The 19,002-nt window shown below is 55.9% G+C and carries 14 protein-coding genes; 9 read left to right on the forward strand and 5 right to left on the reverse strand.

The genetic code is table 11. The annotated features are described in order from the left end of the window. The first annotated feature begins 7 nt into the window (after positions 1–7). From KQI65_04290 to KQI65_04305, 4 genes are read left to right on the forward strand one after another with little or no spacing between them, the layout of a single operon-like run. A complete protein-coding gene (locus KQI65_04290) occupies positions 8–1,348 on the forward strand; it encodes a GWxTD domain-containing protein (protein ID MCB2203944.1) in 1,341 nt (446 codons plus the stop codon). Positions 1,349–1,350: 2 nt separating this feature from the next. After that, entirely contained in the window at positions 1,351–2,343 is a 993-nt protein-coding gene (gene pdxA / locus KQI65_04295; GenBank protein ID MCB2203945.1) for a 4-hydroxythreonine-4-phosphate dehydrogenase PdxA, read from the forward strand. Positions 2,344–2,370: 27 nt separating this feature from the next. After that, positions 2,371–3,027 carry an ATP-binding cassette domain-containing protein gene (locus tag KQI65_04300; GenBank protein ID MCB2203946.1) on the forward strand — a complete coding sequence of 219 codons (657 nt, stop codon included), beginning with the start codon at positions 2,371–2,373 and terminating at the stop codon, positions 3,025–3,027. Positions 3,028–3,062: 35 nt separating this feature from the next. After that, positions 3,063–4,796 carry a DEDD exonuclease domain-containing protein gene (locus KQI65_04305; GenBank protein MCB2203947.1) on the forward strand — a complete coding sequence of 578 codons (1,734 nt, stop codon included), beginning with the start codon at positions 3,063–3,065 and terminating at the stop codon, positions 4,794–4,796. Between the two features lie 213 nt (positions 4,797–5,009). Here the strand turns inward: KQI65_04305 and KQI65_04310 are convergent, their stop codons facing one another. From KQI65_04310 to KQI65_04325, 4 genes are all read right to left on the reverse strand, one after another. Then, positions 5,010–6,635: a BamA/TamA family outer membrane protein gene (locus tag KQI65_04310; GenBank protein ID MCB2203948.1), complete on the reverse strand. Its 1,626-nt coding sequence runs from the start codon at positions 6,633–6,635 to the stop codon at positions 5,010–5,012. 99 nt (positions 6,636–6,734) lie between these two features. Further along, the gene (locus tag KQI65_04315) at positions 6,735–7,547 is read right to left on the reverse strand and encodes a hypothetical protein (GenBank protein MCB2203949.1); all 813 of its coding nucleotides are present in this window, start codon (positions 7,545–7,547) and stop codon (positions 6,735–6,737) included. Between the two features lie 18 nt (positions 7,548–7,565). After that, positions 7,566–8,447 carry a hypothetical protein gene (locus tag KQI65_04320; GenBank protein MCB2203950.1) on the reverse strand — a complete coding sequence of 294 codons (882 nt, stop codon included), beginning with the start codon at positions 8,445–8,447 and terminating at the stop codon, positions 7,566–7,568. 155 nt (positions 8,448–8,602) lie between these two features. Then, the gene (locus KQI65_04325) at positions 8,603–10,324 is read right to left on the reverse strand and encodes an amidohydrolase (GenBank protein ID MCB2203951.1); all 1,722 of its coding nucleotides are present in this window, start codon (positions 10,322–10,324) and stop codon (positions 8,603–8,605) included. Positions 10,325–10,574: 250 nt separating this feature from the next. On the opposite strand from KQI65_04325, the gene KQI65_04330 reads away from it, so the two are divergent. Next, positions 10,575–13,715 (forward strand): DPP IV N-terminal domain-containing protein, encoded by a 3,141-nt coding sequence (locus tag KQI65_04330; protein ID MCB2203952.1) that lies wholly within the window; start codon positions 10,575–10,577, stop codon positions 13,713–13,715. A 74-nt stretch (positions 13,716–13,789) separates the two neighbouring features. Then, positions 13,790–14,800, forward strand: a complete 1,011-nt coding sequence (locus KQI65_04335; GenBank protein ID MCB2203953.1) for an aspartate-semialdehyde dehydrogenase — start codon at positions 13,790–13,792, stop codon at positions 14,798–14,800. Positions 14,801–14,844: 44 nt separating this feature from the next. Here the strand turns inward: KQI65_04335 and folE are convergent, their stop codons facing one another. Continuing rightward, a complete protein-coding gene (folE, locus tag KQI65_04340; GenBank protein ID MCB2203954.1) occupies positions 14,845–15,657 on the reverse strand; it encodes a GTP cyclohydrolase I FolE in 813 nt (270 codons plus the stop codon). 204 nt (positions 15,658–15,861) lie between these two features. Here folE and KQI65_04345 point away from each other — a divergent pair, with 204 nt between their 5' ends. The 3 genes from KQI65_04345 to KQI65_04355 all read left to right on the forward strand — a co-directional run bounded on the left by KQI65_04345 (position 15,862) and on the right by KQI65_04355 (position 19,001). After that, positions 15,862–16,194, forward strand: coding sequence for a hypothetical protein (locus tag KQI65_04345; GenBank protein MCB2203955.1), 333 nt, complete (start codon positions 15,862–15,864; stop codon positions 16,192–16,194). A gap of 87 nt (positions 16,195–16,281) precedes the next feature. Continuing rightward, positions 16,282–16,728: a hypothetical protein gene (locus KQI65_04350; protein ID MCB2203956.1), complete on the forward strand. Its 447-nt coding sequence runs from the start codon at positions 16,282–16,284 to the stop codon at positions 16,726–16,728. A gap of 71 nt (positions 16,729–16,799) precedes the next feature. Beyond that, positions 16,800–19,001, forward strand: coding sequence for a TonB-dependent receptor (locus KQI65_04355; protein MCB2203957.1), 2,202 nt, complete (start codon positions 16,800–16,802; stop codon positions 18,999–19,001). The last annotated feature ends 1 nt before the right edge of the window (position 19,002 follow it).

A 19,002-nucleotide genomic window follows, 5' to 3' on the forward strand; every position in this document is an offset into this window, starting at 1 on the left:
GACTGACATGTTTTTGACCCGGATGCATCTTCTCACCGTTGTTGTACTGAGTGCACTTGTATTCCCTCTGCAGGCTCAGCCACAGGACATCCCCGATATCCGCTATGGACACAAGCTGTATGCGGAGGTGGCTCAGCTGCCGTCCGATTCCGTTGGTGTGAATCGGGTTGACCTGTATCTGCGCATTTCCTACGACTTCATGGTGTTCACGAGGTCCGAGAAGGGAGCGGCGGATTCACTGTATCACGCAGGTGCGGAAATCAGTATGCATGCGCGGAAGGACGGGAAGACGGTCAAGACATACAACCATTTCGCCTCGCTCAACAGCGCCAGTTATGAGACCTCGGAGATGCGCGACGAATTCCTGCTCTTTCACCAGGTCTTTTATCTCGAGGAAGGGGACTATGAGTTTCTCATCCACGTAACGGATCGTGGCTCTACCCGGGAGCGCAATATCGTGCGCACTCTGAAGGTGAAAAATGTGCGGGAAAAAGGGACGTTCGGTCAACCGGTCGCACTCTCAATGGAGGATGCGCCGGGAGGGAGTGTCTACAGTGTACTCGGGTATGACGGGACGCTGCCATTTGCATCTCCCGGACTCATCGGTATTGCAGCCGCGCCGGACTGGCATGCGGACTGGAGCGTGAGGTTGTCGCGGCTGGATGAGGATGGGGAAGTGATCGACGACGATGATGCGCTGCCGCTGCAGACACTGCAGCCGACAACAATTCTGCGCGACATTCTCCCACAGAAGGGGAATGGCCGTGTACGCAGTTTTGACATCCAGACATCGTGCAAGACACAGGCGACGCTCGTTGTCCTGAAATTACCGATCGAGAAACTCGATGTCGGCGCGTACCGTCTCACTGTTATCGCCAGGAGTGCCGAGGGTGTCGACTCCGTCGTTACGGATACACGTATCTACTGGCGTGACATGCCGTATTCACTGCGCGACATCGAGTTCGCCATTGATGTCATGCGTTATATCCTGACCGAAGATGAATACGACAGGATGCGAAGCGGTGACCGGCGTGAGATGATGATGCACTTCAGGAAGTACTGGAGTGAGCTTGACAACACTCCGGAAACCGAGTACAACGAAATGATGACTGAGTATTTTCGTCGCGTCGACGAGACCATCGACCGTTTCCAGACACTGTACGAGCGCAACGGCGCCCTGACTGACCGGGGAAAAGTGTATATCCTTTTCGGTCCCCCCGAAGAGACGCAGCGTTTCCTCACGAGCGACGAACCCGCGGAGGAAATCTGGTATTACCCATCTCTCAGCAAGACGTTCCATTTCGTGGACACGAAAGGAGATGGGGATTTCCAACTTTATGAAGAATGATCATGCTCCCTTTAATAGCCATTTCCATTGGTGATATAAACGGGATCGGACCGGAAATTGCGCTCAAGGCATTCCAGCGTTCCGATCTTCTCGACAGCTGCCGTCCGGTGCTCTTCGGTCCGGAAGACGTCATCCTGCATTACCATGAGCAGCTCGGTATTGATGTCCCTCTTCAAAAACTGCAGCGCATTTCTGAAGCCGCGGAAGGAAGCGTCGGATATATCGTCACTGACGGTGCATTCAATGAGGACGCTGTCGGGGGTCCCACCGCTGAATCGGGCCGCATCAGTCTCGCCGCGATCCAGGCGGCGTTCGATGCCGTGCGTTCCGGCGATGCGCAGGCACTCGTCACGGCACCGATATCCAAGGAGGCCATTGCCCTTGCGGGGAGTCCTTTTCATGGCCACACCGACCTGCTTGCCTCACTCTGCGAGAGCGGTGAAAACGTGCTGATGATTTTGAGCAGCAATACGATGAATGTCGGACTGGTGACCATCCATGTTCCTCTGCGTGATGTGGCGGCGCTCATCACGCGCGAACGTGTCGAGCGAACGGTGCGGCTCGGCCATCGTGCAATGATTGATGATTTCGCCATCGATGCACCGCGCATTGCGGTGCTCGGTCTGAATCCTCATGCCGGTGACGGCGGTGTGCTCGGCGACGAGGAAGCGGATATCATTCAACCCGCTGTGCTTGCACTGCAGAATGAAGGCATTAACGTCGAGGGACCGTTTCCCGCAGATGGTTTCTTTTCCGCACATACACAGCAGATGTACGATCTGATCATCGCGATGTACCACGACCAGGGCCTGGTGCCTCTCAAACTCAGCGCGATGGGGAGGGGAGTGAATGTGACATCGGGGCTTCCGATCGTGCGCACATCACCGGATCACGGGACGGCGTACAATATTGCCGGTCACGGTATCGCCAGTGCGGAGAGCATGAAAGAAGCCGTGTATTTTGCCCGTACCATTGCATTGAATAGATTGCAGTAACCTCACTCTGCAAGGAGACGCAGCGCGATGATCGAATTTCACAACGTCCGACTGACCTTTGGCAATCAGGACATCTTCGATCGCGCCAATCTCATGATCGCAGAAGGAGAATTCGTGTACGTCATCGGTGAGACGGGTATAGGGAAAAGTTCGTTTTTGAGATTGCTGTATATGGACACGCTGCCGACCATGGGACGTGTGCGCATTGGCGGTTATGACTCATCGAGCATCACGCGGCATCAGGTTCCCTTTTTGCGAAGGACCATCGGTATCGTGTTCCAGGACTACCGGCTGCTCGAAGACCGGAATGTGTTCGACAATGTGGCTTTCGCCCTGCATGTCACCGGGGCACGCCGGCAGGCGATTTCCTCCAAAGTGCATCGCCTGCTGGCCGAGGTCGGACTCTCCTCAAAAGAATTTGCCATGCCCGACGATCTCTCCGGCGGTGAAAAGCAGCGCGTCGCCATCGCGCGGGCGCTCGTCAACGACCCTGTCATCCTGCTTGCCGATGAGCCGACGGGCAATCTTGATCCCTCCGCATCGCGTGATATCCTCGCGATTTTTGACAGGGTGAACAAACGCGGTACTGCCATTATCATGGCGACGCATGACTACAGCCTTCTCGCGCAGCGTCCCGGACGCGTCATCAAGATCCAGAATCGAAATTTCTACGATGTCGTTTGACACGACAGCCCAGTTTCACCATCTGATTTCTTTCCATGCCGGAACATGACAGCACGTATCAGCTTCAGATTGCGGATATGGAATTCGTCGTATGTGACGTCGAAACAACGGGGCTGAGTCCCGACCGCAACCGGATTACGGAGATCGCGCTCGTCCGATTACGGGGAAATCAGATCGTCGACCGATACAGTTCTCTTATCAATCCGAAGCAGTTCATTCCCGAAGAAATTCAGCGTCTCACCGGTATAACCAACGCAATGGTATACGGCGCACCACCGGCTGAAGACGTCATGTCCGAAGTGCGCAGGTTCATCGGCGATGCCATCTTCGTGGGACACAATGTGCGTTTCGATCGCTCATTTGTGGACGCGACGCTGCGCCGCTGCGGACTCGAACCCCTGCAGGTGCCGAATCTCTGTACCGCACGTCTTGCGCGGCGGCTGATCCCGAAGAAAAGCAAGAAAAACCTCGGCGCGCTCGCCGCCCATTTCAACATCCGCATTCGCAATCGTCACCGGGCGACCGGTGATGCAGAGGCAACGGCTGTCGTCTTACTCAATTTCATCCGGATCCTGGAAGAAGAGTTCGATACGCACGATGTCGGTGAGCTGCTCTCGTTTCAGAACAAGCAGATATACCGCATTACCGGTGCACCAAGGTATTTCACCCGGCTGCAGGACAATCTCTCCGAGCTGCCCCATGCACCCGGGGTGTACTTCTTCCACGACAGGCGCGGCGATGTGCTGTATATCGGCAAGGCCCGGGACCTGAAAGAACGCGTCAGCTCGTACTTCTATCACAACATCGGGCATACGTCCAAGATCAGGCGGCTTGTGCGTGCCGTGCACGGCATCACCTGGAAGGAGATGGAGACGGAACTGTCGGCGCTGCTCAACGAGTCACGGCTGATCAAGCAGCATCAGCCCCCGTTCAATACGCAGCTGAAGCGCTACAGGAAGTATCCGTTCATCCGTATCGATGTTGCCAACGACTGGCCCACCATTGGCTGGTGTTATGATATCGAGAATGATGGAGCGGATTATTTTGGACCGTTTCGTTCACGCTTTGCGGTGGAGGATGCGCTTGACAGCATCAACAAGCTCTTTATGCTTCGTGAGTGTGACGGCAATATCAAACCGGACGCCGACAATACCCCTTGCCTGTATCATGAGATCAAACGCTGTGGCGCGCCGTGCGCGGCAGTGACGGGAAAACCCGAGTATCAGCGGGAAGTCGATGACATCGTGCTGTTTCTGCAGGGAGAGCAGGACAGCGTTCTCGACCGCCTGCGTGGACGCATGGAAACGCGCGCGGAAGAACTCGATTTCGAAGGGGCAGCAGTGCTGCGTGATCGCATCGCCGCAGTTGAACGTATTATCCGGCAGCAGCGCCTGATGGTGCAGTCCGTGCGCAAGCAGAACCTGGTGATCATCACCCTCGCGCGGCGCAGCAACGTTGACGTGCATCTCATCAAATCGGGCATGCTCGCAGCGCAATTTCTCGTCGATCAGAAATCTCTCCCCGAAGTATTGCTGCATAACAAGATCGAAGATGTATTCTTCTCCCGGCAGGAAGAGCTGTTCCAGGGCCGCAAGGAAGATATCGATGAAATGCGCATCATCGCATCCTGGTGCCTGACGCGGCGGCATGAGTCCACCATCGTCGAAATCCTTCCTGAAGACACGATCGAAAGTGCATGCGAACGAAGTGCGGAAGCCATACGCAGCGCCGGTCAGTGCGATGCAGCCAAGCAGGCCGACAGCGCCTGAGCTTCCTCCCACGTCAATTTTATACCGTTTTACTGCTTCTCCAGGTCTGAATTATGCAGAAAGTGCATAATTCCGCCGCGTGAATTATGCAGAAAGTGCATAATCCTGACGGGCAGGATATGCAGAAACTGCATATTTGCATTGCCGGGATGCAAAAAAAACCGTCCCGCAATGCGGGACGGCTTGTATGGAAGGGGATTTTGATCTTTCAGGTCAGAACGGACGCGTGAAGCGCAGGACGAAGTTGGGCGATTCGTCCCTGTCGAGCCGCCAGGAAGCACCGATGCGAAAATCGCCGGAGGCGCTTCCAAGGGCAACGCCGATATCGGATTTCCAGTTGTTGAGCACGAAGTCGTCAGTCATGTTGACGTCGTACGCTCCGCGTGTTACGTCCGTGAGCTCGCCGAGCAGCGGGGAGGCATTGTTCGTTGAACCGGCATTACCGAAGAAAATAATATTGGTGTTCTTCAGAATGTTCTTTGCCCAGCCGCGGGCGTTGCCCACGATGCTGCTGCGGACGATGAACTCCGCACTGAGGAGCATGACATGACTGCCGGCGAACTCCTTGAAGCGATAACCCGGGAGTGTACCGGGTCCGCCGAGTTCGAAGGCGCGCTGCTGCGGTACCATGCCGTCGCTCACTCCTGCACGGGCGCGCAGGTTGAGATTCAGATGCTCACCGAGGGGCTGATAACGGCGCACGGAAGCCGTGATCTGCGAAAACTCGAAATCACCGGCGGCGAATCCGCCCGCCATCTCGTACTGTAGCTGTGCATCCCAGCCGTGTCCGCGATCGTCAAGGCTGGCAAGTGTATTGAAGCCTGCGGAAAACACCATGCTGTTGACGTTGCCATCGTTGATGGCCGGGTTGTAACGAAACTGCTTGTCTCCTCCGAAGATCGACCAGTTGGTCTCCCGGTTCATGTTCCCGTAGGTATCATGCACATACCCCGCACTTGCGCGCACATTGATGCCCGCTTCATTGCGGTAGTACCATGCAGCGGAAACCGTGAAGCCTCTGCGCTCGAAGTAATCGAGATAATCCTCGCGTGCGATCAATGCCGTCGCCGTATTTTCATCACGGTCGAACGCCCACTGGTCTTTCGAGTCCGTCAGGCTGTATCCCTTTCCGCCGATCTCGATGATCTGATCGTCAAGATAGATGGGGAAATACATCCCGAGGCTGTAGCGCCAGGTATGATTGGCGAATCCGTAGCCGAGGGAAGCCGTGCTCACGAGCCAGGGTTTGCTGTGCCAGTACAGGCGCTTGGGCTGCGCGAGTCCGAGATACAGTCCCTCAACCCTGTTGTAACGGAGGAAGCTCTCATGAAGACGTGACATCATGGGGAACATCCACGGGAAGTCTCCGGGATATTTTTTGAAGAAGGTGTCCTCAAGATCAAACTCGTCACCATCTTCATCGTCTTTCCACCACGACCATTCGCTGTCTTCTTCATCCCATGAGCTGTCGTCTTCCCAGGAGCTGTCATCCTCCCAGGAACCGTCATCTTCCCATTCATCCTCATCCCAGCTATCGTCAGATGTGTCGTCGATGCTGCGCTCGAGTGCTTCGAGGCGGTTCTCGATGTTGCTGATCTGCTGTTCGAGGGTGGCGATGCGTTCGTCGCGTTCCGCACTCTCGGGCTGTGACTCGATGCGTTCCAGTTCTGCATTGAGTCCGTCGAGTTCCTGGGTCAGCTTCTTCTGTTTGAGCTGAACTTCCTGCACTGCACGCAGACTGTCTTCCGCCGCAGGATCCACCTGCGCGAGCGCCGGTGTTGCCACGGCAAGCAGCAGGAAGAGCAGCAGCAGGGAAGGGATCGGTACAAAATGTTTCATTGGTCACACCAATGCTGATGAATGATGCAATTTCACGCGTATACGCATGAGAGGGTAAAAAGTTCTCACCATTTTCCCGGTCAGGGATGCGGTTCCGAATCAGGGGGAGACGAGTTCGATTTTCATGGACTGGGTGGATGTAATCGGAATACGCATGTTGTTCGCGGTAACCATCAGCGTCTGATCCAGATTCAACTCAGCGTCGATTTTCGTGACCAGCCCTTCATCTGCCGAGTAGTAATATTTGCCCTTTCCTTCGCGCTTCCCGCTGACCATGATCTCCGCGTTCTGCACGATTTTCCCGTCGATGTCCTGTGCGGTTTCCACGATGATTTCGAGACTGTTGTGCCCATTGATGTCTTTCTCGGCCTTGACCGTGTACGTCTTTTCCGTTTCGGTGATGATCTCGGTTCCTTCTTCCGAACTGGTTGTATCCGATTCGTTACGTTCCCATTCTCCGCCAGCGTGCAGCTGCTCGGGATCGAGGCGGGCGAAGATATTCAGCTGCAGCATCAGCAGAGTCTGCGTTTTCGGGGCCAGCGCTCTGATGCTTGTGTCGACATCACTGACGTGTCCATCGGCGTCGAGGGTGAAGGTCACAGATTTCCCGGCTGATTCCGTTCCACTCGTCTCGGTTGTTTCCGGACCCTCGCTGATGGCGAGAGCGCTCTCGATGAGCATATTCAGACGGAGATCGCCACCATCCAGCTTTTCGACGACGGTCAGTATGGAGCTGATCGTGGTTTCATTTGTGCCGGTAATGGAGCGACCCTGGACTTCCTGGATGGTGAGGCCGGACTGCTCGATAAGGTACTTGTACTCCACGCCCTCTTCATAACGGAATATGGCATCCTGCGCGCGCACAGGCAGCGCCAGGACGAGAAGCACGAAGAGGTAGATAAGATTGCGCATAAAAACTCCGGGGTATCATTAATGAGATATGAGGTCAAGAACGGTATGGGTATTGATGGAGGTCGGGATGACGCTTGATTCACCGCCGAAAAAGGCACGTGTTGCTTCCTTGTCGGCGTAGACGTCGACGTGACGGGGGAGGCCGCTGTCGATTTCCACGAGCATCTCACCGCTGCTTTTTGTCGTTTCCTCATTGTATTCTTCAAGCCTGCTGAAGATCAGCTTTTCCTCCATGCTGCTCAGGCCTTTCCAGCTGATTTTGACGCAGCGCTTCCCGGCAACCTCCTGCAGCTCCTCGACCACGTACTCGGTACTGCTCTGCAGGTAGCGGACGCCATTCCCGGTACCGTATTGAGGAATTGTTTTGCTGGGATTGAGCGTGTCCGCATGTGTTTCCGTCCATCGCATCCCGACTTCGAGGGGACGGGTGGGAAGGATGGGAAGAATCACCGCCCGCGGGGTGAACATGGCGTCATTTGCCGAGGGCCCGAGCATTCGCGACGCATTCAGCGGCTGCAGCGCACGGTTTTCCATGGTGAGTCCGGAAGGGGACTGCCGCACCAGGACAGGCTTGCCTGTGAGGATATTCTGCACGATCAGGTTCTGCTGCTGAATGCGCGGATCCGTGGTGCTTTCTTCGACAATGGCGGTATCCTGCACGGATCGGTAACTGATGCCGTTGGCTCCGACGGATTCGATCTCCACCGTCACGTAGCGTGTGGTTTTCCGGTTGATCTCCGTCGTCCGACCGTCATTGGTCTGTCCGAGTGCATTGGTCTCTTCCAGCTGTTTGAACTTGTAGGTGTCCTTTGCAAGACGGTACGAAAGCTCGAACTGCTGGGCACCCGCGGAAACAGTACAGAATGCCGCAAGGAAAAGGATCGGAAAAAGCTTCTTCATCGTGGGAAAAACGCATGAGGTGGTTGAAAAAACACGCATCTGCAAAGATACGAAAGAACAGCGTCCAAATGATACCCTCTCCGGGGAAAGGAGAGGGTGGTCAGCTGTTTGTACCCCGAAAATGGCAGGAATGTTTCACAGGAGGAAGAAAAGCGTTATTTCGCACTGTACACTTCGGTGCCCCGTACCCAGGTGGAAAGGACGCGGGTCGAAAGGAAATTCTCGCGCGGAATTTCAAGGATATTTGCGGACAGCACAACGAAATCCGCCCATTTCCCGGGTTCGAGCGACCCGAGGTCGTCACCGAGTCCCGCCGCTTCTGCCGCCCAGGTGGTGAACGCCCGCACTGCCTGTTCGCGCGTCATGCGTTCGGCGGCATACCAACCGTTTTCCCACCTCTGTGTGCTGTTTTCATCGCTTCCGTCTGTGGTGAACGCAGCGGTGATATCCTGTGGTGTGGAAGGACGTCCTTCCGCATCCATACGGAATGCCGCGGCATACATACCGGCGAGTGGATCCGGGCGTTCCACCGGGAAATCACTGCCGCCGGGTACGATGGTTCCGCTGCGGATGAGGGATTGCCATGCATACGCGCCCGCGATGCGAGCCGCACCGAGACGCGCCTCGGCCCAGTACATGTCGCTGGTGCAATGCGTCGGCTGCATCGAAGGCAGAACCCCGAGCGCCGCAAAGCGCGGAATATCGGCCGGCGAAATGACCTGGGCATGTTCCACCCGCAGGGGATAACGGGCCTCGCCAGCCTCTTCCAGTGCCATGGCATAAGCGTCGAGCACGGTGCGCACCGCGGCATCGCCGATGGCGTGCACGCAGACCTGCATCCCGGCCCGAATTGCACGCGTGGACTCGTAAGCAATGGTGTCTCGGTCTATGATGGGGATGCCACGATTGCCTGCATCATCACGATACGGTTCCAGCAGCCACGCCCCCCGTGAGCCGAGTGCACCATCAGCGTACAGCTTGAGGCCTGCAATGGTAAGTTGTTGCGCACCAATACTTTGACGTCCCCGCTTAAGGTTCGACTCCCATGTATCCCCGCGTCCGTCGACGTACCCCACCATATGAAACGGGAAAGCGTCATCTTCAATCAATCCGCGCAACGCCTCGATATCCTCGCCGTCGAGTCCCATATCGTGCATGCCCGTCATGCCCGTCGCGAGACAGCGGCGTATGGCTGCCGCATAGGCGCTGCGTCGCTGCTCCATATCCGGGGGAGGGATATGGCTGCGTACGAGTTCCATTGCATTGTCGAGGAGGATTCCCGTTGGATTGCCGTTCACATCGCGCAGTATGCGTCCTCCTTCCGGGTCGGGCGTGTCCCGCGTAATATTGCAGCGCTCAAGTGCAGCCGAATTGACCCAGCCGGCATGGCCGTCAACGCGGCTGAGGAAGACCGGGTGCGCGGTGGTAACCGCATCCAGATCCCGCATCGAAGGGAATTCCTGCTTTTCCCAGTCATTTTGATCCCATCCTCTGCCGCGAATCCAGTCGCCTTCGGTGTAATTCCGGAGCTGATCCCGTAAGAGCGATTGTATTTCAGCGACGCTGCCGGTGCCGAGCAACTGCACAGTTACTTCCTCCTCCCCGAGTCCGTAAAGATGCGCATGCGCATCGATGAAGCCCGGGAATACCTGTGCACCAGCGAGGTCAACCTCCCTGCGTGGATGCCATTTCCCGCTCAATTCCTCATATGAGCCGGTGGCGGCGATGCGTCCGTCACGCACTACGAAAGCCCCGGTGGTGCTGAGCTGGTCGTCCATCGTGTGGACTTCGGCATTATGGAACAGGGTATCACAGTCAGGAGAAGAGCAGGCAGTCATGAATAGTCCGATCGCAAGTACAATGATGAAGCGTTTCATGGGGAATGCGTGGAAATTGAATGGTCGGCGTAACCCAATATACGAAATCGGTGTCAAAGGGATGTCCGGTTCGCCGCTCAGTACAATTCCGTGTATTTCAGCGGAGATGGCTAAACGCTTGCGCATAAATGGCTTGACTGATCTGCGTTCGCTGGCTATTATGTTGCATTGATGATTTTTCCATGTATTGGTTCATTTCGAGGCAGATTACATGATGCCTAAGCGCATTATTACCACCGTTCTCATCCTGATGATACTGCCGTTCTTTGCTGAGCAGGGAAGTGCGCAGTATTTCGGGAAGAACAAGGTGCAGTACACGGATTTCGACTGGTATTACATTCAGTCGGAACATTTTGATGTGTATTACGCGAACGACGGGTATGAGCTCGCCGCCTTCACCGCGCGCGCTGCGGAAGTGGCGCTTGAAAGTGTGCAGAAGACCCTCGGATACCGCATTACACAGCGCATCCCCTTCATTGTCTACAACTCCCACAACGACTTTCAGCAGACGAATGTCGTCGGCAGTTACCTCGAAGAGGGCATCGGCGGTGTGACGGAGCTGTTCAAAAACCGCGTCGTGATTCCCTTTGAGGGCTCATATTCGCAGTTCCGGCATGTGATTCACCACGAGTTGGTGCATGCCGTGATCAACGAGATGTTCTACGGCGGGTCTTTCCAGGCAGCGGTGTCGAACCGTATCCAGCTCGTGCTGCCGCTGTGGATGAATGAAGGACTGGCGGAGTATGAAGCGCTCGGTGGCTGGGATACGAATTCCGACATGTTCATTCGCGATGCGTCGACGAGCAATTACCTGCCGCCGATTCAGTATCTGGGCGGATATTTTGCCTATCGCGGGGGACAGTCGGTCTGGTGGTATATCAGCGAAAAATACGGGGAGCAGAAAATCGCCGAAGTACTCAACAGCATCCGTTCCCGGCGTAGTGTCGATCGCGGGTTGAAAGAGTCTATCGGACTCGATCTCAAGGAACTGTCAGAGCGCTGGATGAATGAGCAGAAGAAACTGTACTACCCGGATGTCGCCATCCGGGAGTCTCCGCGCGACTACGCGAAACGGCTCACGGATCACAACAAGGCGGGTGCGTTTTATAATACGAGTCCGGCCATTTCCCCGTCGGGTGATCGCATCGCCTTTATTTCCAACCGTGACGACTATTTCGGCGTGTACATGATGTCTGCCATTGACGGCAGCAACGTGCGTAAAATCCTTGACGGAAATAACACGAACGATTTTGAAGAACTGCATCTGCTGACGCCCGGCCTCACCTGGTCGCCGGACGGCAAGTTCCTGGCTCTGGCATCCAAAGCGGGAGCGAACGACGCCATCAGCATCGTGGATGCGGAAAGCGGTGATTACGAGGCTCTTCCGGTCAGCAAGGACGGCATCTTCTCCGTGCAGTGGTCCCCTGACGGCGGTCGCATTGCCTATGTCGGGAATTCCACCATACAGAGCGATATCTGGGTGTATGACCTGAAGGAAAAACGCACGCGAAAACTGATGGATGACGTGTTCAATGATGCGGAGCCGTCATGGTCGCCGGATGGAAAGTACATTTACTTCTCAAGTGACCGGCAGCAGTATCTCGAGCCATCGGCGCTGCCGGAAGATTTCAACATCTTTGAACATGATTACAACCAAATGGACCTGTATCGCGTCGAGGTGGAAAACGGTCGCATCGAGCGACTCACGAGTACGCCGAATGCCGACGAAAGCTATCCCATCGTGAGTCCCGAAGGCGACAAACTGCTGTTCATCGCCGACAGGAACGGTATCAAGAACCTGTACATCCATGAATTCGAGAGTGGGAGAGAGTATCCCATCACCAATTCCCTGAGCGGCGTGTATCAGATGTCGATCTCAGAGGACGGAAAAAAACTGGCGTTCTCGTCCATGTTTGAAGCTGGCTTCGACATTTTCCTGCTCAAGTCTCCCTTCGAGCGGGAAGCCGTAGACGAGCTTCCGCCGACGGTATATCTCGAGCGGCGTATCCAGGAAAAGGATATGGAGAGTACCGGGGCATCGCTGGCGAGTGCGACAGCAGTTCCCGACGACACTGCTTCCGAGGAGGAAAACGTTGCCGTCGGCAATGATGTCGTTATTCAGCTTGGCCAGCAGCAGGATGCGGACGACACGCTTACGACCACGAAAGCGGGAAAGGACCGTATCCTCTTCGGCGGAGATCTGGGGGGACGCGATCCGGAGGCACAACGCGCCGCGTTCGCGCTGCAGAACTACAAGAAGGAGAACGGCGAGTTTGTCATCAACAAATACAAGCTCAGCTTTTCTGCTGACCTCGTGTATGGCAATGCCGGCTTCAGTACGTTCTACGGCGTTCTGGGAACGACGCAGATGGCGTTCAGCGACATGCTCGGCAATCATCAGATCATGTTCCTCACGAATCTGATCGGTGATCTGAAAAACAGCGATTACGCGCTGGGCTATTACTATCTGCCGGGACGCATTGACTGGGGCGTGCAGGGATTCCACAGCGCGCGCTTTCTGCTCAGCTACACCGGTGGTGACTATGAAGATCTCGTACGCTACCGGCAATATGGATTCGGTCTCAGCGCATCGTATCCCTTCAACAAATTCAATCGTCTCGAAGGATCCGTGACCTGGATGAATCTTTCCCAGGAAAACCTTGACCGCGTCGATTTGCCCATCAGTGAACGTTCCGTCATCGTCCCCAATATCGGCTTCGTGCATGACAACAGCCTCTGGGGTGGCTGGTCCCCTGTACGCGGTTCACGCTACGAAGTGCGCGCGTTCGGAAGTCCGGGCCTCGGCAGTTCCTCGTTGACATTCCTTTCCGCCACGTTCGACTATCGAAAGTACTGGCGTTTCTGGAGTGATTTCTCCTTCGTGCTGCGCGGATCGGGCGGCGGCAGTTTCGGACGCAATCCCCAGCGCTTTTTCCTCGGAGGAACGGACAACTGGATCAACCGCACGTTTGAGAATGGACGCATCCCCATCAACAGTGAAGAAGATTTTGCCTTCCTCACCGCAGCCCTGCCCATGCGCGGTTACAACTACAATGCGCGCATCGTGACGCGGTATGGACTGGGAAATGCAGAACTGCGATTCCCGCTGGTGAAGTACTTCCTCGGTGGTGTGCTGCCGTATATCCTCCAGACTGTCAACGGCGCGATTTTCCTCGACGTTGGTGCAGCGGTCGATACCTTCGACAATTTCAAGGCCTTTGAACGCGATGCGAACGGCAACCTCATCAACGGAGACCTGCTGATCGGTACCGGCGTCGGAGCGCGCATGTGGTTCCTCGGTTTCCCGTTGAAATTCGATATCGCCTGGGCACATCATGGCGGTGGCTTCTCCAGTCCGAAATACTATTTCTCCCTCGGTGCGGATTTCTGATCCCGCCGTGTCTTGTCATTCACCGCCCTGTTTGCGATGTTGACAGGGCGGTTTTTTTATTGAGTATATACGCCATGATTGATTATGTGATTGCTGTCGTGGGGGCGACAGGGCTCGTGGGACGCACGATGCTGCAGGTCCTCGAGGAACACAGTTTCCCGGTACGCGAACTGCGTCCCCTGGCCTCGGAGCGCAGCGCAGGATCCGTCATCCAGTTTCGCGGTCGTGATATCCCCGTGCACCCTGTCAGCGCAGATGCGTTCGATGGTGTCGATATCGCCCTGTTCTCCGCCGGTGGCGCAGCAAGCCGCGAATGGGCGCCTGTCGCTGTTGAGCGAGGTGCTGTTGTCATCGACAACAGCAGCGCCTGGCGTATGCACGCGGACGTTCCGCTTATCGTACCCGAGGTCAATCCTTCCGCGCTTCCCGATACCCGGGCGCGTATCATCGCGAATCCCAACTGCTCGACGATACAGATGGTCGTTGCGCTCAAGCCGCTGCACGATGCCTACACACTTCAGCGGGTGATTGTTTCGACGTATCAGGCGGTGAGCGGTGCAGGCTCGAAGGGACTCCGTCAGCTCGAACAGGAACGCCTGGGAAACAGCAGCGTGGAAAATACTTTTCCGCATGCCATCGACGGCAACGCGCTTCCGCAGATCGCAGCCTTTGCTGACGACGGCTTCACGCTGGAAGAACACAAAATGATTGATGAGACGCGAAAAATCCTTGCCCTGCCACAACTGGCGGTTTCCCCGACCTGTGTGCGCGTGCCGGTGGCGGACAGTCACAGTGAAGCAGTCAGTGCTGAGTTTGCGCGCGATTTCAGTATCGATGAGGTTCGGTCCCTCCTCGGAGCGTTTCCAGGTGTGATCGTGCAGGATGATCCTGACGCTGCGGAATATCCGCTTGCCGCTGCGGCAAGGGGACGGGACGAAGTGTTTGTCGGCCGGCTGCGAAGGGACCCAGGAGTCGACAGGGGACTGATGATGTGGGTGGTGTCTGACAACCTGCGCAAGGGTGCGGCGACAAATGCCGTACAGATTGCCGAGCTGTGGCGTAAAATGAAAGAGGAGACGCGCTGACGTCTCCTCTGATTACGTAAAACCAGGTAGCGTGAAACGGGAAATCACTGGGCGGAGTTCATGCGCACGTACTGCAGAAATTCCTGGCGTGTCTCGGCATCCCGGAATGTGCCGCTGAATTCTGATGTCACCGTGCTGCTGTGCGTGTCCTGTATGCCGCGCGCGGCGACGCAGAAATGTTTCGCATCAATCACCACAGCAACATCCTCGGTATTAAGCACACGTTTGAGTTCCTCGGCGACCTGCCTTGTGAGGCGTTCCTGCACCTGGGGACGGCGTGCGTAATAATCGACAATGCGGTTGATCTTCGAGAGTCCGATAACCGTTCCGGTGGAGACGTAAGCAACATGCGCGCGTCCGACAATGGGGAGCAGGTGGTGTTCGCAGGTCGTATGCAGGCTGATATCTTTTTCCACCAGCATTTCACCGTACTGAAAACTGTTTTTGAATACCTTCGCCTCGGGACGATTCTCTTCTTTCAATCCCTGGAAAATTTCCTTGACGTACATTTTCGCCACGCGATGCGGCGTACCGCTCAGACTGTCGTCGGTCAGATCAAGTCCGAGAGTGTGAAGGATTTCTGTCATATTGCGCTCAATGATCTGCATTTTCTCGTCGTCACTGAGAACGAAAGCATCATCGCGCAGGGGCGTGTCAACTGAGGAGGCGGCGTGATAATCGCCCTGTAAATCCACATCCTGCATGTCGGCGTACTCAGCAAGTATATGGGCCCCATTGCTTTTCCCGAGTGTGCCATTGCCATTCGGGTGCATCCCATTCCCGTTCACATGCGTGCCATTGCCATTCGCATGCCTGCCATTCCCGTTCGTATGTCCGTTCAATCCGTTTGTATTCATGTTGATCTTTCAGACCTGTTTGTGTCCCGTTTCCGGTTGATATTTTGAACTTGAACATCTTCACAACGACTGCCAGGTGAGTCAAGTTCCCTGCAAGCGAGGATTTCATTTTTCCGTATCTTACAGGGTGGAGCGGAACGCGATGCCCTGCATCGGTGTTTGAATCTGCGGCACGACACTGGCATGCTTGATAAAATGCGTCATATGAACTCACGGAGCTCTGCTCCGTCACTCATCCTTGCGGGTGCGTACCTGGCACTCAGCCTGGTGGTCGCATTTCACTACCATGCCATCCATCTGCACGGGAGCAATGCCGTCACTTCGGTGCCGGACACTCATCACTCCGAGTCGCTGCACAACGCGTCCAACTGTCACATTGCCTGGTATGCCAACAGTGCATTTCTGGGTATTCCGCACCGCACACAGTGGTCGTCCGTTCCTCGGTTCCTCCAGCTTCTTCCGCAGATTCCGCACTGCAGACTCGTCAGTCTGCACCTGAGTGGATACCCCGTCCGCGGTCCCCCTTTCCTTGCATGATATAATCAACGGCATTGTCCGCATTCTCCTTGTCTGCGGATGTATTCATATGCAGTTACAAGTATTCAATCATCGCAAGGAAGTACCATGCGCAAAGCATTTCTCATACTCGCACTCACATCTCTTCCATTTTTATCCGCCTGCGACGAAGACGACCCCGTAACGCCGCAGGAAGAACATGTCGAGGCAGTCGGTATCGTTCTGTATCAGGCTGGAAACCCTGTTGCCCAGGTTCTTCGCGGGGAAAGCACCGATACGTTGTTCGCAACTGCAGACAATACGAGCGACATGTTCGAAGCCCGCTTTTTCGATGAGCACGACGACATCTTCGAGGCCGATGCCGAACATCACATGCTGGACTGGGAAATTGCCGACACCACGGTAGCATCGGTTGTGCAGGACAGTGGAAGTGAAGGGAGTTTCAGCTTCCGTCTCCGGGGGAAAACGCAGGGAGCCACAAGCATAGAATTCTTCATCCTCCATGAAGGACATGCAGACTTCCGTTCCGGCAGCCTGCCGCTGGTCGTGCAATGATGTGCGAAGCAAAGCAGCCCCGAAATTCCCATACGACACGGTCATGGCTGCTACGGGCAGCCATGACCGGTATGGTGCTTCTTTTGACCGGCGGATCGCTGTTGGCGCAGCAGGCAGGACTCCGTGGTATCGTACTGGACGCGGAAAGTGGAGCATCGATTGAAAATGCATACCTGTTCATTTACCCGCAGTCCGATCCTGGCGCAGCACGTGAACAGACGACGCAGGAAGAGGGGAGTTTCTTTTTTGAAAAGCTGAAGCCGGGGCCGTATTCCCTTCGCATCAATCGGGCCGGGTATCACGAACAGAGTATGAATGTCGACGTTCCTGCCCACGAAGAACGGGACATGATCATCTATCTCCGCGAGCGCAATTACCGAACCGAACCCGTGGTCGTCACCGGCACGCACATGCACTCCCGCGTGGAAGATCCATCCGAAGTCGCCACGGTGTTGCGCGGAAAAGACCTCGACAGGGAGCTCGGTCTGACACTTGCCGCCACGTTGAAGAATGAAACGGGCATCGCCATGCGCGCCATGGGACCCGCGCCGGCGCGCCCCGTGATACGTGGACTCGGGGGCGATCGCGTCCTCATCACCGAGGACGGGAACAAGACCACAGACCTTTCTGCAACCTCCCCCGATCATGCGGTGACCATTGAACCGTTCGCTGCCGAGCGCATCGAAGTTCTGCGCGGTCCCCGCGTGCTCACGCAGTCTCCGGTCACACTCGGCGGAGTCGTCAACGTCATCCGGCATGACATTGCAATGGACAGGCATGAGCACGTGCTCGGCTCCGTCGGTGTATACGGTGAGTCCGCCAACCGCGGATACCTGGCGTCCGCGCATGCCAGCGTCCCGCTCGCGTCCTTTATTTTACGTGGCGACGTAAGCCGACGTGAGGCAGGAGATCTCGATACGCCTGAAGGACGACTGCACAATTCCTCCGCTGCTTCAACCGACATGGGATTTGGTGGCAGTTACATTGACGGGGGCAGCTACGGCGGCGCCTCATATCGAGGCTACGACCTTGCGTATGGCGTTCCGGGAGGTTTCGTGGGTGCGCATCCGAATGGAGTGGATATCGAACTGGAGCGCCGCCAGATCAATGCGCGCGCTTCCTACGCGGTCGACGGAAGCTTTCTTCACGATGTATCGGTGCAGGCAAGCCGCGCGTATTACCGGCACAAGGAGTTTGAAGCCAGTGGACTCATCGGATCGGAATTTCGCATCGTCAATTATCCGGGACGCATATGGATGACGCATCACAGTGTCGGACCGATTGACGAGGGAAATATCGGTCTCAATTATGAGTACCGCGACTTCAGCGTGGGCGGCTTCGTATTTACCTCACCAAGTACGTCCATGAATCTAGCACCGTATCTTTTTGAGCGATGGACGATGGGCCCCGTGGAGATGGAAGCTGCCGTCCGCTACAACTACGACCGCATTACTCCTCTGCATGATGACCCGAACGCGCGTATCGGGCACATCCGTGAGCGCGAATTTCATACCTGGTCCGCCTCCGCCACCGCGCTGATCGATGTGACCGACATCGTGCATGTGGGAATGAACGTCAGCCGCAGCAGCAGGGTACCGACTATTGAGGAGCTGTTTTCGGAAGGACCACATCTCGCGGCCTACTCCTATGAGGTGGGCAACCCCAACCTTCCCGAAGAACACGGTATCGGGACGGAGCTTTTTCTCTATCACCGTTGGGATGCCCTGTATTTCAATATAAACCTGTTCCGTAATGCCCTGCAGTCTTTCATCACACCACGCAATACGGGTGAGATCAACTACGCGACATTTCTGCCGGTATACGCGACCAGCAGTGTGGAGGCCCTGCTGTACGGGGCTGAGGCACAGATCGGCTGGCATATCCTGCCAGAGCTGCAGGTTGATGCCTCCGTGAGCTACACACACGGTTCCTTCGCGGAAACCGGGGATCCGCTGCCACAGATTCCCCCGGTCAAAGGACGAGTAGGAGTGACATGGAAACGGGAAACTCTGCAGCTCGGCATGCACAGCACGTTTGCGGGACGGCAGTCCCGTGTGGATGCATTCGAAGAGGAGACGGCGGGATATGCTATTCTGGGTGGGTTCGCGCAGTATTCGTTCAGCACAGGAGCACAGGTACACAACCTCTCACTTTCCGCGGAGAATGTGCTCGACCAGGTGTACCGGAATCATCTTTCCCGCGTCAAGGCCGTCCTTCCTGAGGCAGGTGTCAATCTCAGGTTGACATACAAGCTGCATTTCGAATTGCACTGAC

This window comes from bacterium, from assembly GCA_020444325.1.
Lineage (GTDB): Bacteria > Bacteroidota > Ignavibacteria > SZUA-365 > SZUA-365 > BM516.

Bases quoted from the DNA above. Each gene is read 5' to 3' on its own strand.
- KQI65_04305 (MCB2203947.1), top strand. From the start codon at position 3,063: ATGCCGGAACATGACAGCACGTATCAGCTTCAGATTGCGGATATGGAA.
- pdxA (MCB2203945.1), top strand. From the start codon at position 1,351: ATGCTCCCTTTAATAGCCATTTCCATTGGTGATATAAACGGGATCGGA.
- KQI65_04315 (MCB2203949.1), bottom strand. From the start codon at position 7,547: ATGCGCAATCTTATCTACCTCTTCGTGCTTCTCGTCCTGGCGCTGCCT.
- KQI65_04290 (MCB2203944.1), top strand. From the start codon at position 8: ATGTTTTTGACCCGGATGCATCTTCTCACCGTTGTTGTACTGAGTGCA.
- KQI65_04355 (MCB2203957.1), top strand. From the start codon at position 16,800: ATGGTGCTTCTTTTGACCGGCGGATCGCTGTTGGCGCAGCAGGCAGGA.
- KQI65_04335 (MCB2203953.1), top strand. From the start codon at position 13,790: ATGATTGATTATGTGATTGCTGTCGTGGGGGCGACAGGGCTCGTGGGA.
- KQI65_04330 (MCB2203952.1), top strand. From the start codon at position 10,575: ATGATACTGCCGTTCTTTGCTGAGCAGGGAAGTGCGCAGTATTTCGGG.
- KQI65_04320 (MCB2203950.1), bottom strand. From the start codon at position 8,447: ATGAAGAAGCTTTTTCCGATCCTTTTCCTTGCGGCATTCTGTACTGTT.
- KQI65_04325 (MCB2203951.1), bottom strand. From the start codon at position 10,324: ATGAAACGCTTCATCATTGTACTTGCGATCGGACTATTCATGACTGCC.
- KQI65_04350 (MCB2203956.1), top strand. From the start codon at position 16,282: ATGCGCAAAGCATTTCTCATACTCGCACTCACATCTCTTCCATTTTTA.
- KQI65_04345 (MCB2203955.1), top strand. From the start codon at position 15,862: ATGAACTCACGGAGCTCTGCTCCGTCACTCATCCTTGCGGGTGCGTAC.
- KQI65_04300 (MCB2203946.1), top strand. From the start codon at position 2,371: ATGATCGAATTTCACAACGTCCGACTGACCTTTGGCAATCAGGACATC.
- folE (MCB2203954.1), bottom strand. From the start codon at position 15,657: ATGAATACAAACGGATTGAACGGACATACGAACGGGAATGGCAGGCAT.
- KQI65_04310 (MCB2203948.1), bottom strand. From the start codon at position 6,635: ATGAAACATTTTGTACCGATCCCTTCCCTGCTGCTGCTCTTCCTGCTG.